The organism is Paenibacillus sp. LjRoot56 (assembly GCF_964253335.1).
GTDB lineage: Bacteria > Bacillota > Bacilli > Paenibacillales > NBRC-103111 > Paenibacillus_E > Paenibacillus_E allorhizoplanae.
In genome coordinates, this window is record NZ_CAXURV020000001.1 from 385,022 (window position 1) to 398,332 (window position 13,311).

At 43.8% G+C, this 13,311-nt stretch carries 10 protein-coding genes; 8 read left to right on the forward strand and 2 right to left on the reverse strand.

Features of this window, described 5'->3' with window-relative positions; genetic code table 11:
• The first annotated feature begins 3 nt into the window (after positions 1 to 3).
• From ACSQ8O_RS01785 to ACSQ8O_RS01805, 5 genes are read left to right on the forward strand one after another with little or no spacing between them, the layout of a single operon-like run.
• Positions 4 to 717 (forward strand): ABC transporter ATP-binding protein, encoded by a 714-nt coding sequence (locus ACSQ8O_RS01785; protein ID WP_436240217.1) that lies wholly within the window; start codon positions 4 to 6, stop codon positions 715 to 717.
• Positions 718 to 1,461 carry a hypothetical protein gene (locus ACSQ8O_RS01790; RefSeq protein ID WP_436240218.1) on the forward strand — a complete coding sequence of 248 codons (744 nt, stop codon included), beginning with the start codon at positions 718 to 720 and terminating at the stop codon, positions 1,459 to 1,461.
• Positions 1,462 to 1,463: 2 nt separating this feature from the next.
• The gene (locus ACSQ8O_RS01795) at positions 1,464 to 2,543 is read left to right on the forward strand and encodes a hypothetical protein (protein WP_436240219.1); all 1,080 of its coding nucleotides are present in this window, start codon (positions 1,464 to 1,466) and stop codon (positions 2,541 to 2,543) included.
• Between the two features lie 20 nt (positions 2,544 to 2,563).
• Positions 2,564 to 3,496, forward strand: a complete 933-nt coding sequence (locus ACSQ8O_RS01800; RefSeq protein ID WP_436240220.1) for an ABC transporter ATP-binding protein — start codon at positions 2,564 to 2,566, stop codon at positions 3,494 to 3,496.
• Positions 3,489 to 4,433 (forward strand): ABC transporter permease, encoded by a 945-nt coding sequence (locus ACSQ8O_RS01805; RefSeq protein ID WP_436240221.1) that lies wholly within the window; start codon positions 3,489 to 3,491, stop codon positions 4,431 to 4,433. Before ACSQ8O_RS01800 ends, ACSQ8O_RS01805 begins: the two co-directional genes overlap by 8 nt.
• Positions 4,434 to 4,520: 87 nt before the next feature.
• Here the strand turns inward: ACSQ8O_RS01805 and ACSQ8O_RS01810 are convergent, their stop codons facing one another.
• A complete protein-coding gene (locus tag ACSQ8O_RS01810) occupies positions 4,521 to 6,518 on the reverse strand; it encodes a putative bifunctional diguanylate cyclase/phosphodiesterase (RefSeq protein WP_436240222.1) in 1,998 nt (665 codons plus the stop codon).
• An 11-nt stretch (positions 6,519 to 6,529) separates the two neighbouring features.
• Positions 6,530 to 7,708 carry a beta-ketoacyl synthase N-terminal-like domain-containing protein gene (locus tag ACSQ8O_RS01815; protein ID WP_436240223.1) on the reverse strand — a complete coding sequence of 393 codons (1,179 nt, stop codon included), beginning with the start codon at positions 7,706 to 7,708 and terminating at the stop codon, positions 6,530 to 6,532.
• Positions 7,709 to 7,974: 266 nt separating this feature from the next.
• Here ACSQ8O_RS01815 and ACSQ8O_RS01820 point away from each other — a divergent pair, with 266 nt between their 5' ends.
• The 3 genes from ACSQ8O_RS01820 (at position 7,975) to ACSQ8O_RS01830 (ending at position 13,304) form a co-directional block, all read left to right on the forward strand.
• On the forward strand, positions 7,975 to 9,777 hold the full coding sequence (locus ACSQ8O_RS01820) for a histidine kinase N-terminal 7TM domain-containing protein (RefSeq protein ID WP_436240224.1): 1,803 nt from the start codon (positions 7,975 to 7,977) through the stop codon (positions 9,775 to 9,777).
• Complete coding sequence (locus ACSQ8O_RS01825; protein WP_436240225.1) at positions 9,774 to 10,370, forward strand: response regulator; 597 nt, start codon at positions 9,774 to 9,776, stop codon at positions 10,368 to 10,370. Before ACSQ8O_RS01820 ends, ACSQ8O_RS01825 begins: the two co-directional genes overlap by 4 nt.
• 204 nt (positions 10,371 to 10,574) lie before the next feature.
• Positions 10,575 to 13,304 (forward strand): hemoblobin-interacting domain-containing protein, encoded by a 2,730-nt coding sequence (locus ACSQ8O_RS01830; protein WP_436240226.1) that lies wholly within the window; start codon positions 10,575 to 10,577, stop codon positions 13,302 to 13,304.
• The last annotated feature ends 7 nt before the right edge of the window (positions 13,305 to 13,311 follow it).

Genomic DNA, 13,311 nt, shown 5'->3' on the forward strand with positions numbered 1-13,311 from the left:
ACCGTGTCGAGCGAAGAGAATCCGTACATGATTGAGCTCAGAGGTATTCAAAAGAAGTATTTATTAAAACAAGCCATAAAAGGCATCGACCTTCAGGTTAAGAAGGGGACGATTGTTGGCTTACTAGGGCCAAACGGGAGTGGGAAATCAACATTGCTCAAGATGATGGCCGGTCTGATCTATCCAACTTCGGGGACGATTCTTGTAGGCGGAAGGAAGCCGGATGTCCATAATAAGCAGCATGTCGCTTACTTACCAGAGATCGATAATTTATATGGGTGGATGACGGTGAAGGAGACGCTGCGATTTATTTCGGGGTTCTACAAGGATTGGCAGGCAGAGAGAGCGGCGGAGTTGCTTGTCAAAATGGAGCTGGATGAGAACCAGAAGGTTCGGAATCTGTCCAAAGGGATGCGGGCGCGCTTGAAATTAATTGCAGCGTTATCTCGGAAAGTGCCGTTAATCCTGCTGGACGAGCCGTTCTCTGGTATTGACCCCTCGTCGCGAGCCAAGATTATCCGCTCCATCATCAGTGAGTTCCAATCGGATGAGCAGACGATTGTGCTTTCCACCCATTCGGTGAATGAATCTGAGCCTATGTTTGATGACGTTATTTTTCTACAGAATGGGCAGGTTACGATATTCGACTCAACGGAGAATTTGCGCGAGACGTACGGCTGCTCGTTAGAGAACATTTGGGAGAAGGTGTACGGGTAGATGGCACTCTGGAACCTATTTAAGAAAGAAATAAAAAGTATTTCCCCCTTATTCGGTTTTTTCACAGTGGGTGTGGTTGCGCTGCATGTAATTGTTTTGTACAAAAGCTCCGATTTCCAAATGGATGCGACGATGGTATTGGCACTCATTATACCTTACTTATTCTTAGTCGCCTTAGCGATAGGAACGGGCTACTATCAACTCCATGTGGAGTGGAGAACGAACTCGATTTACCTCCTCCTTTCCTTACCTATTCGGGGGTGGAAGGTGTTAGCGGCCAAGCTAGCGGCAGTGCTATCCTTGCTAATTGCAACGTCTATCGTGATTGCAGCAAGCTTTGCGAGCTTGTTACTCCGTGTGATGTGGGAGGAAGTAAGCACAAGCGAGGATTGGTCGGAGCTAGGGCCCAGCCTTATGAGTCTAGTGCTCAATATCTACTGGATCTGCCTTTTCGTTATGTTGTTCTTATTAATTGTCGTGCAGTTCACGTTCCTATGTGGGCAGCTCGTAGCAAAATTCAAATGGTTTGTGATGGTTAGCGCCTTTTTTGGCATCATCTGGCTGTCCCTTCTTCTCAGTCCGTTGCTATCGAACCTGCTGGTCTGGACGCCTGAGATCGTGATTGGACATAAGGATTCAGATATGGCTTTCTTGCATTCGGGACCTTTTATTGTCCTCGGCTTACTCTGTATAGGGTTAATAGCGCTGAATGGTTTCATTTTCGAGAAAGAAGTGGAGGTGTGAGGATGTCGTTCCGGCAAAAAAGAAGTGTTCTTCTCATCTCCGTTGTGATGCTGTTCCTACTCTCCATTCTGGATGTGTTCATCCGTAAGGAAGATGTTTTTCAAGCGTTCATCGAGCAATTCGTGAATGAAGAGAAGACAGAGGCCTATATCGGCGAGAGGCGAGCTGTAACGGCAACCGCGCAGCTTCAATCAGAAATTAACAAGCCAGAGATCAAGGAAGTACTGCTAACAAGTCAAAAAGGCAAAATATCCGTACAACGTTCGGAGACGTCTACGATTCGGTTACAGGCTACGGTGACAGTAACTGCCGCGAATACAGAGGTGGCTAATCGCAGGCGAGACGCTGTTAAGGTCGAACAAGAACTCCAGAATGGACAACTCACGTTTGTTACGACAGCGAACGGAAAGGCCATTGATCCCGACTATGTATCTATCGATTATGTACTTGCTATCCCCGAAATGATGAAGTCGACGATTGAGAATGAAGATGGCGCTGTGCGAATCAGCGGGATTAACGGGAATGTTACGGCTACATCTACCAGTGGGCTCATGGAAATTGTTAATGTAAAGGGAGATCTCAAAGTGAAATCCTCCTATGGAAGTCTATACATGGCCGACATTAAGGGAAATGTGGAATTGGTGAACCGATCTAGTAATGCCAATATGGATCGTATGCAAGGTAATCTGGTCCTCGATCATCAATCAGGCGATACCGATCTAACAGACATTGCAGGGGAAGTAACAGGGAAAACGAAATACGGTTCCGTATTCTTTCGTGATATGAAGGGTGCTGTATCCGTTGTAGGACATGGTTCCGATATGAAGTTTGACCATATCCTGGGAGACACGCAAGTAGTGTCGAACGCGGGCGGTAGTATGACATTCATTTTGTCCAAAGATGAGGGGTACACGTTGGATGCTGCGGTGAGTGCCGGACGCATTCAATCCTTACTTCCTTTACCTATTCAGAAGGTAACCGACAACGAATATGGAACCCGCATGAACGGTGTCTTGGGAAAAGGGACAAGGAAAATAGAGGCCAAGGTGGCCTCAGGCGATATCATTTTCCAAGTTAACTAAATCGAGAAGGAGGCTTATCCATGAGCGGTGAACCTATTGTAAGTCTGCGAGGGGTTACGAAGCGTATCGGGCGAACGACCATTATTGATAATCTAACGTTTGACGTGCCGCAAGGTGAGATCTTCGGATTCCTCGGGCCAAATGGTGCAGGGAAGACGACAACGATTCGTATGATGGTCGGATTAATGTCCATCACGCAGGGCGAAATTGTGATTAAAGGGAAGAACATTAAGCATGATTTTGAGCAAGCAATCCGCCACGTGGGAGCAATTGTTGAGAATCCGGAAATGTATAAGTATTTAAGTGGCTATCATAACCTTATTCATTATGCGCGCATGGTTCCCGGAGTTACGAAGGAACGCATTGACGAAGTGGTCAAGCTGGTGAAGTTGGAGACGCGGATACATGATAAGGTGAAAAAGTATTCGCTCGGTATGCGCCAGCGACTAGGTGTCGCTCAGGCGTTGCTGCATAGGCCGTCGCTGCTCATTCTGGATGAGCCGACGAATGGCCTGGACCCTGCAGGGATACGTGAGCTGCGTGATTACCTGCGTTATCTGACGCGATCCGAAGGGATCACCGTTATTGTTTCCAGTCATTTGCTGAGTGAGATGGAGCTGATGTGTGATCGTGTTGCCATTCTTCAGCAAGGCAAACTAGTTGATGTGAAGACAATTCAAGATTTCATGGCAGATTCGCAGGATGGGACGCAAACGTACTTGATCGAAGCCACACCTGCAGAGCTGGTGCACTCGGCCATTGCTGGCATGAAGGGCATCAAAGATGTGAAGATTGTTCCGCAAGGCGTAGAGGTTGTGACAGAGAGAGACTGTATTCCTGACATTTTGGCAGACCTGATGCGTAGAGATATCCGGATCTACGGTGTTCAGGTACTGCGACAATCCCTAGAAGATCGGTTCTTGGAAATGACTGGGGGTGAGCAAGTTGGTTAATTTGTTTCTGAACGAAAATATGAAGCTTTACCGTCGTGTGCGTACTTGGATCATGGTCGCCATCATGATTGGCGCCGTTTTCTTAGGCAGTTTCATGGATTGGTACTATGATGACAAATCGGGAGAGGTCGATGCGTGGCGGAATCACGTGATCGAGCAGAAGCAGGAGCTCACCGATGCGCTGAAAGAGCCGAAACGGAGTGCTGAGAGCAAGGCCAGCATCGAAAAGCAGATTGCTAGGTACGACTACCATCTCGAGCATAATATTCACCCGGAAGGGGGGACCATGTGGAGCGGAATTAACGATTCGGCGCACTTAATTATCTTAATCACCTTGTTCACCGTTATTGTAGCAGGGGACAGCTTGGCTGGGGAATTCACAACAGGGACCATCAAGCTGCTCTTGATTCGACCTGCAAATCGAACAAAGATTCTAGTGTCCAAATATATATCGATGATTGCTTTTGGTTTGTTCTTGTTAATTATTCTGTTCGTTGTGTCTATTCTAGTAAACGGGATTCTATATAAGTTTGGGTTGATTGACCTACCCCTAGTAACCACCGATGCAGCCGGCCAGGTTGTAGAGAAAAGCATGGTTGCTAACCTATGGAAAACCTATCTGCTCAATGGTGTGTCTACGATTATTTTCGTCACCATGGCCTTCATGATTTCTTCTGCTTTCCGCAGCAGTATCATGGCGATTGGTTTCTCTATCTTTGCTCTATTTGCGGGAGCGATCTTCATGGAGCTCTTGCAGCCTTACGAATGGAGTAAATACCTGTTATTCGCTAATATTGATCTATCCCAGTATTTGAGCGGTCGCCCGTATCAGACCGGAATGACACTTCAATTCTCAATTATCGTATTGAGCATCTATTTCTTCATTTTCAATGTAGTGGCTTGGCTGGTATTCACGAAGAGAGATGTGGCGGCATAATTGGTTTGTAAATAGAAGAGGCTGTTAGGTCATGTAGAAGCATCTACGTTACCTAACAGCCTTTTGTTGCGGGATGCGATGTTTACTTTAACATACAACGTTGCTTCTAAGCATCTTCACATAAGCTTCAGCGGATAATGGCCGACTCAAATAGTAACCTTGTACAGCGTTGCACTGAAATTGTTCTAACAACGTGAGTTGACTGGCCGTTTCAACGCCTTCAGCTACGACTTTCAACTTCAAAATATGAGCCATGGCAATAATCGCCTGCACAATCGCAGCATCTTCTTCCGAATTCGTGATGTCGTTAATGAAAGACCTGTCGATCTTCAGGGTATCAATAGGCAATTGCTTCAAATAGCCGAATGAGGAGTAGCCTGTCCCGAAATCATCAATGGAAATGCCGACCCCTAATTTCTTCAAAGCGATTAATTTCTGTATGAAAAGATCGACGTTGTTCATGGCGTTACTTTCCGTAATCTCGAACTCCAGATCCTGCGGTGCGAGTCCGGTTTCATTCAGGACTTGCTCGACCATTTCGATGAAGTTCTCCTGTCTCAGTTGCAGCATCGATAGATTAACGGCAACCGACATGTGCAGCATTTCTTGGGTTTGCCAAGCTTTGAATTGCTTACAAGCGGTGTGAAGTACCCACTGACCAATTGGAACGATGAGCCCGGTTTCTTCTGCCAAAGGAATGAACTCCGAGGGGGCAATGAAGCCCAATTCGGGATGCTGCCAACGAATTAAGGCTTCGGCTCCCGTAATTCTCCCAGTAAGTACATCAACCTTGGGTTGATAATGAACAACGAATTGATTTTCTTCCAAAGCTTTGCGCAGCGCATTTTCCATATTTAGCTTCTGATGAATTTGAATGCCCATCGTTTCATTAAAGAATTGATAGGTGTTTTTTCCTTTATCTTTGGCACGGTACATCGCCGTGTCCGCATTCTTTATCAAGATATCCGCGCTCTCTCCGCCAGATGGATATAAGCTGATGCCGATACTAGGAGTGACAAATAACTGATACTCCTGCAAGGTGAAGGGCTTACTAAAGGCGTACAAAATATCCTGTATGGCTTGTTCAAGCTCTTCCTGCGTATGCCCTGAAAGAATAATCGTAAATTCATCGCCACCTTGCCGGGAAATCGTTGCTTGTTTGCTCAGACATTCGGTGATTCGCCCAGCGACATTCTGTAGCAGCACATCACCGACATTATGTCCGAGCGTATCATTAATAAGCTTGAATCGATCTAGATCCATATAAAGAACCGCGATGCTGGTATTGTTCCGTTTTGCGGATTCAAGTGCAGTGTTCAGCCGATTTTTGAACAATCTTTGGTTCGGCAGACCCGTAAGTGCGTCGTGATAAGCCATGTATTTCACGATTTTCGTATGCATGCGTGTGAATGCAATGAATGTCGTAATCGCGAAAAGCATAACAGCAATAGCGCTTGGATATAATCTGTATTTTTCAAATAGATTCAGAATACCAATGCTATAACCAACAGCTATGACAGACGTGAAGACAAGCAGGAAAGTACGTTTATCTTTCTCCGTTATTTTCAGGCTGACAACGAATGAGAATACCAAGCTGATGATAAGCAGCACGACATTGAGATGGAAAACCCCTGCCCAAGGCCCGTTAGCTGGAAACATGAAGTCAGTAAGGCTGTCCATTTTGACAAGATACAGATTTTGGATCCCTAGCTTGGTCCAACCGATCAGATAGACAAATAGGCTCCAGGAAAACACCAATACCACCATGGTTTTACTCACCGCTACCCGAAGCCATCGAGATTTCTGACTCTCCGCCACTTCGCTGGCCATACTGTACGCCACATAGATCAAAGCGGGTGTAAGCATGATAGAACCAAATCGGAAGAAACGAAATAAAAACTCAATGGTTGTTTCAGACAGTAGATGGTGTGCATACAAAACGGCGGTGTCTAACTCCCACATGGAAGCAAAAAATAAAAACATGAAAATAGCTCTCGCCAACTTGGTCTTCTCGAACATAAATAAGATGGTCAAACCAACGAAAAGCGGAATAAATGTAATAATTAATAGCAATAACAGGAACATAAAATCACCTCTCAGTCAATCTTGGTGACAAATAGACAAGTGTTGTTGCCTCCGTATCCATGTGTGGTAATAGCCACGCTTTGGATGTTCTGATATCGAGTTTCTAGCACGATTGGCAGATTCTCGAATCCTTCGGCATTCGTTTTAATAGTCGGAGGTATAAAGCCGTATTCCATGCTAAGAAGGGAAGAGATGACTTGAATGACTCCCATAGACCCTAGTGTGTGTCCTGTCATACCTTTAATTGAGGTGATGGGAACAGATGGACCAAATAAGGTTTCATGGATGATACTTTCTACTCGGTCATTTACTTTCAAACCAAGAGCCTGGCTGTTCAAATACGTCGGAATATGTTCGCCTACAGCGGTTCGAAGAGCTTGCAACATATTTTGTCCTGTTTCGTCGCTTTGCAGAATGGAGGTGCCTTCATTGTAAGAGGCAGTCCCTTTGATAGCACCGTAAAGAGAGGCTCCTCTTGCTTTAGCTTCTTTCTCACGTTCTAAGATAAGAACACCGGCGCCTTCAGCCAATACAAATCCTTGATGAGCATTGGAAAAAGGAACGCCAGTTTCCATGATATCAACATCGGGCGTGATCCCTTGGATTTTCAAAAAACCTTTCATCGTCCAACCCGTAATGGCGGCATCGGAACCACCCACTACACAAACATCTGCCATCCCGCTATCCAGGAGAAGTTTCCCCATGCAGATTGCGTCGGAACTTGATGTACAGCCTGTCGTGATTGTATAAACCTGCCCCCTTATGTCCAAATGATGAGCCACCGCTGCAGATAAACTGTGCGCATTAGCTAATGCTACACTATGAATGGGCAATTTCTCATATACGGCACCGCCTGCAGAATATTCTTCCATTTCGGAAATGCCCGCTGCGGATGTTCCCAAAATTACGGCAATACGCAGAGAACCTCTGTCGTCAATACCGGCCATCTCCATCGCATCATCAGCAGCTGCCATAGCAAATCGAGCCATCCGTGGATATCGCTTCAGATTTTTGCCTCGAACGATTTTGAAGTCGTTATCAATAACGCCGCAAACAAAGTTTAGATCGTTTATTTGGCTCTTTATCACGCGATGCGTGCATATCCCATGTTCCAAGACCGTCTTAAATTGCATCTTGTTATCAATATGAGGGGCTTTGATACCAAAACCCGTGATGACTACATTATCCACAATAAATCCTCCATGAAGCTCCTATTAGTAAACATTTGCTTTCTTCTAGTAAAATTTACTTTCCTTAATAAAATTCGATAGATTTCTACAGAATCCTACTTCATATTAAATATGGTACTTAGTACCTAGTTTTCACTCCGAAGGTACCCGAAAAGGTAAAAGGTAACCAGTTAGATTATTTCGCTAAAAATCAACAAATTTCATGGCAAGTTTGATAACATAGAACATGCGGAATGAAAGATGATTCCCGTATGGGGGCTAGAGCAATGAGTTATAATGCATATTTATCCGTCCTACTGATTGCTGCGACCTGTTGTTCATTAGTCATTGCCTACCTTTGTTGGAAAAGAAGAGAGCTTCCCATTGCCATCAGCTATGGTTTAGGCGTGTTAACGGGAGCATTTTACACCTTCGGCTACGCTTTTGAGGTTGTTAGTACATCGATAGAGCAAATACAGTTCTGGTTGCGCATCGAATATATCGGGATTCCATTTGGCACCATCCTGTGGTTCGTGCTCGTTTTACAGTATACAGGTCGACAAAAATATGTCAGCAAATGGGTTGTGTCGCTCCTCATGATTGTACCGATGACCACATTTATTTCCCATAATACGAATGAGTGGCATCATTTATTTTATTCAAGTATGAGATTAGATTACTCCGAAGGCTTCCCTCTCGTTACCATGGAAAAAGGACCGCTATACAAGCTGCATGTTGCTTACTCGTATTCATTTTTTGTAGTCGGTATGGGTATGTTGATCCAAATGTTCCGTAAAGCAACACCCCGAATGAAGAAACAAATCGCGTTTATGATTATTGGTTCATGGGGCCCGTTCGGCTTTACTTTGATATATTTAAGCGGTTTCTTCTACCTGCCAATCGATATTTCCCCATTCGGCTTTATATTCTCAGGCATCTTCTATTTATGGGGGATCTACCAATTCAATATGCTGCGGTTAGCGCCCTTGGCACTGCAAAAGGTGTTTGCATCCATGCAGGATGCGGTTATGGTGTTTGATTTGGATAACATCCTGACTAGCTTCAACCAGTCAGCGAAGCGTGTTATTGCAGGCATTGATCCGAATTGGATCGGGCAGCCAGCTGGTCAGATTTTCTCTCAATTCCCGATGTTGCTTGAAAGGGTATTACAGGGACCCTCAATGGAAAGTAAGATTCCAATATCGGGTTTAGCGGATAGGCGATTCTATAATGTTCACATGTCCTATATTCATGATCATGCGCAAAAGCCTGCCGGCAAAATGCTCTTGATAAGCGATGTCACGGAAATGGTACGATCGGAGGAGATTTTACGCGATAATGCTAGGCAATTAAGTGAACTGAATACCTTCAAGGACAAAATGTTTAACGTCGTGGCGCATGATATTCGTGATCCATTGGCTGTCCTTATCAATTTAGTAGAAATTATGGAAGACGATTTGCGCGATGTCGAGGGGGATTATGAAGAGATTGTACTTGAAATGAGCCAACAGATTCAGAATACGTTTACGTTGGTAGAGAGTTTACTCGACTGGTTTCGAAGTCAGAGAGGTGGCATGATTTTCAACCCAGTTGAACGAGACTTGGCACAAACCATACAGACAAACTTGCGTATGATGAAGGTCCGCAGTGAGAGTAAGCAGCTTGAGATGATCAATGAAATTCCTATGGATACGTACGTGTACGCAGATAAAGAAATGCTGGATCTCATTATCCGTAATTTGTTATCCAATGCGATTAAGTTCACGGCTATCGGAGGCACGATCCGGTTACGAGTCGCCTATGAAGCAGATGTCGTCGTAGTTTCGGTGAGCGATACAGGGGCAGGCATAACATTCGATCAGGCTAGTACTTTGTTAAAAGAGTCCTATCCAGCTTCGTCAATGGGAACCGCTGGAGAACGAGGTGTCGGACTAGGGTTAACCCTATGCAAGGAGTTTGTTCACCTAAATGGTGGGGAAATCTGGTTCGAGAGTGTACCCTTGCAAGGAACTACGTTTTATTTCACTATACCAACACGGCCTGAGGCGTCAGCAAAACTAGAAGGTTATGAGGGAGGGCGAGAGAGATGAAAGTCATCCTGATCGACGATGAGAAGGCCATGCATCTCATCATGAAGCGGATGCTCGCCAAAATGTCAGACATCGAAGTTGTGGGTTGTTTTTTAAATGCGAAGGAAGCTTACGCTTACCTAACCACGCACGAGGTGGACATGGTTTTCGTAGATATTAGTATGCCGCGGGAAAATGGCTTGGAGTTTGCGGAGCGTGTACGGGCGAGTGAGAGAGAGACCAAAATCGTGTTCATTACCTCTCACAAGGAATACGCCTTATCTGCCTTTGATGTATATGCCTTCGATTACATCGTGAAGCCTGTTGTACAGGAGAGATTGGTTAAAACGGTGGAGCGGGCTCGTGCGGAGATAGTTCCAGACGTAGATAGGGTAGTTACCTCATCCGAGTCTCTAATTGATCCACTGACGAATCGGGAGCTGGATATCGCTTTAGCCATCGTAGATGGGTTGTCCAATATGGAAATTGCCGAACGGTTCGGACTAACGGAAGGCACGGTAAAAGGACACATCAATCGCTTATATGGAAAGTTAGGCATTAAACGACGCGTACAAACAGTTGCTAGAATGAAAGAGTTGAGAATGTTAACTTGATAGGTCTAACTACATAGGAATAAAACGCCCATACCTGCCATAAGTATGGGTTTTTCGACATTATTTTCAAAACTATAACTTTAGTTACATTTCATTTGTAGGTGTAAAGTCTATAATTGCCAGTAGAAATAGAGTTATGACAAAAATCGATAGGAATGAGGTTGTTCCATGTTAAAGAAAAATCAGGGAGTAAGGAAGCTAGTAATGGGAAGATTATTATCTTTTCTGCTAGTTTTAGCGGTGGTCATTTCACCGTTTAGTACGAGCTTTGCGGGTACGGCTTATGCTGCTACGGGGCAAGATCCTACTCCGATTGGATTGGTTGGTAAACCAGTAATAAGCAATAACAACTATGATGTGACACTAACATTTGACGGGCCAGTTCAAGGAATAGATGAGGGTTGGGCAGATAAGATTGACGTAAGAGCATCATACGAGGGCATATTTTATAATGCTGATGATGAGTATGAGGCCTATAGTGAAATTGTTGGTAATACAGTAATTATTCATTTGGATTATGACTTAGGAGGAGACAAGAACCAAATCCGTATTAGGGAGGGTGCTTTTCAAGGTCAGAATGGAGTTATCCTCAGCCCAGAATTTGCTGCTCTTGATGTAGAGAATCCTTCGCTAGATGGTATGGCTATCAGCGAGGATTTGAAGACGGTTACGTTCACATTCGACAAGAATGTGACTACAGTGACGAACGACGTGTACAACTATGTTAAAGTGAACGGCGGTTTTCTGACGAATCAAGATCCAATTAGTGTAACAGGGAATCAGTTGATCATTACCGTTGCTGAGGCACTAACTGCTAATCCACGAATTGATATATTAAGCGGGGCTTTGAAGAGTGATAACGGTGTTGAAAATAATAGAATTTGTGCGAGATTGAATTTGAATCCGATTCAAATTAGTGGAATTTACGTTGGCAATGATAGCATCCCGAATACAAATTTATATTTCGATTTCGCTAACAATCAATATGTACTGAGTAACCTTAGTGATGCTGACTTGAAAGCTGCGATTACGATTTCCAAAGATGGGGGTACGCCTGTAGCTTTAGCTGCTAATGATACTGCTGGAACTGGTGAAGGTTTTTATGTTCATTTCTTCAAATCGTTAGCTCCTGGCAACTATGTAGTTCACATCGCGGCGGGTGCCTTGAAGAACAGCATTGGCCTTGTTAATGGTGCATTAACGTCTGGTACTATTGAAATAAGTGATCGTACAGCACCTGTCTATCAAGGGGTGGAAGTCAACGCAGAGCGAAATAAAGTGACGTTGACCTTTGATGAGGCGATTGTGGATAACCAAACGTGGACGGACTGTCCTCCAGTTTGGATGCCGGGACCTATGGGGCCAATACCGATGCCGTGCATTACGCCTGTGACACATTCAAATCTCAATAACTATATCACGATTAATAGAAGTGATAGCTCCGGCTTTAGCGGGTTATCCGAAGGAGATTCTGCTGCTGTATCCGGGAAGACGTTGGTCGTGACCCTGTCTACACCGCTCGCTGGATCCCAAAACAAAATCTTTGTTTCCTCGGGAGCGCTAAAGGATGTTAACAATAATGTGTTATACACTGGAGTCACTACGAGGTTCATTGATGTATCAACAATCGCTCCACCTCAATATGTGAATGCAACAATTGATAATCTGAATCATGATTATACTATTTATTTTGATAAAAAAATTAAAAACAACCTGGGATCGTTGGAAGCCCTTCATGATGCTATTCTGGTATCCACAGATGGTAGCATGCCTGTAGTGCTAGATTCTGTCACACAAGTTACGTATACGGATAATAAAGTTGTTCTTCGTTTCGTGAATCCTCTAGCTGATCGTAATATTCAGATCTATATACCTGCAAATACAATTGCAGATGAGTACAATAATGTACTAGAAGAAGTAGTAGTAACGGATCCAGTAACACCGAATGATTTCTACCAACCTCAAATGTATTATGCATACTTAACGAGTCAGCATTCCGTTCAGATTCGTTTCATTACAGCAGAAGGGCAAGGAATTTTAGTTGATAATACAATCAATGAAACAGGTTCACACTTGAAGGATTTCGTAACTTACTCAACGGACAGAGGAGTTAATTTTCTTCCTCTACAAACAGAAGATGTTGTAAGTGTAGATAATAACAATAATGTTGTTGTTTACTTTGCTCATGTTGTCGAAGGGAATCTGCAAATTAAAATTGCTGCAAATAAGCTTAAAGATACAGCAGGCGTTGTGTTGAAAACAGATGTCATTACCGGAGATATTTACACAAATCTTTTTCCTTATTATTTAAGTGGAGCGTTGTTCAGCAATGCGCCAACTGCCCTGACATTTGAAGACAATTCAGTGTGGAGAAGTAAAATTCAGAAGGTTGTCCTAAAGGAAAATGAGTATTGGGGAGGCAGTTCAGAAAGAATTCTGTCACCTAGCGAATACACAATAAGTGCGGGGAAACTTACGATTCATCAAGGAGTTTTTGAAAATAATAGCAGATATTATCGAATCCATGTATACTCAGACGGGTTTAATACTAGCACTTCAGACTTTATGAGAGCAATTAAAAGTCAAGATTCCTACTTCATAGCACCGGTCAAACTATATGCAACAAATGGGATCACTGTCAAGGCTAGGATTGTGGAAAACGAATATGGTGGCCATCTGAACGTCATTTTCCAATTATTGAATGGAAATGAACCAGTAAGTATTATAGCTGCTGAATCCGACTATTTCGAAAGTGGAACATTTACAGCTAACTTTAACGTGCAGGATGTGGCAACAAATCCCAATTATAGAGTTAGAGTTTTCGTAGTTAACGAATTTAACAGCAGTGAATTAAGTGTTGGTGTCAACTTGGCAACGCTAGTTACAGATGCGGAATATGATGTATTAGTCAATGGCGGTATGTTTAATGATTAAAATTTAA

What these genes read in the sequence shown, in the direction of transcription:
- ACSQ8O_RS01825 (WP_436240225.1), top strand. Translation starts at nt 9,774, where the DNA reads ATGAAAGTCATCCTGATCGACGATGAGAAGGCCATGCATCTCATCATG.
- ACSQ8O_RS01795 (WP_436240219.1), top strand. Translation starts at nt 1,464, where the DNA reads ATGTCGTTCCGGCAAAAAAGAAGTGTTCTTCTCATCTCCGTTGTGATG.
- ACSQ8O_RS01810 (WP_436240222.1), bottom strand. Translation starts at nt 6,518, where the DNA reads ATGTTCCTGTTATTGCTATTAATTATTACATTTATTCCGCTTTTCGTT.
- ACSQ8O_RS01830 (WP_436240226.1), top strand. Translation starts at nt 10,575, where the DNA reads ATGGGAAGATTATTATCTTTTCTGCTAGTTTTAGCGGTGGTCATTTCA.
- ACSQ8O_RS01820 (WP_436240224.1), top strand. Translation starts at nt 7,975, where the DNA reads ATGAGTTATAATGCATATTTATCCGTCCTACTGATTGCTGCGACCTGT.
- ACSQ8O_RS01790 (WP_436240218.1), top strand. Translation starts at nt 718, where the DNA reads ATGGCACTCTGGAACCTATTTAAGAAAGAAATAAAAAGTATTTCCCCC.
- ACSQ8O_RS01800 (WP_436240220.1), top strand. Translation starts at nt 2,564, where the DNA reads ATGAGCGGTGAACCTATTGTAAGTCTGCGAGGGGTTACGAAGCGTATC.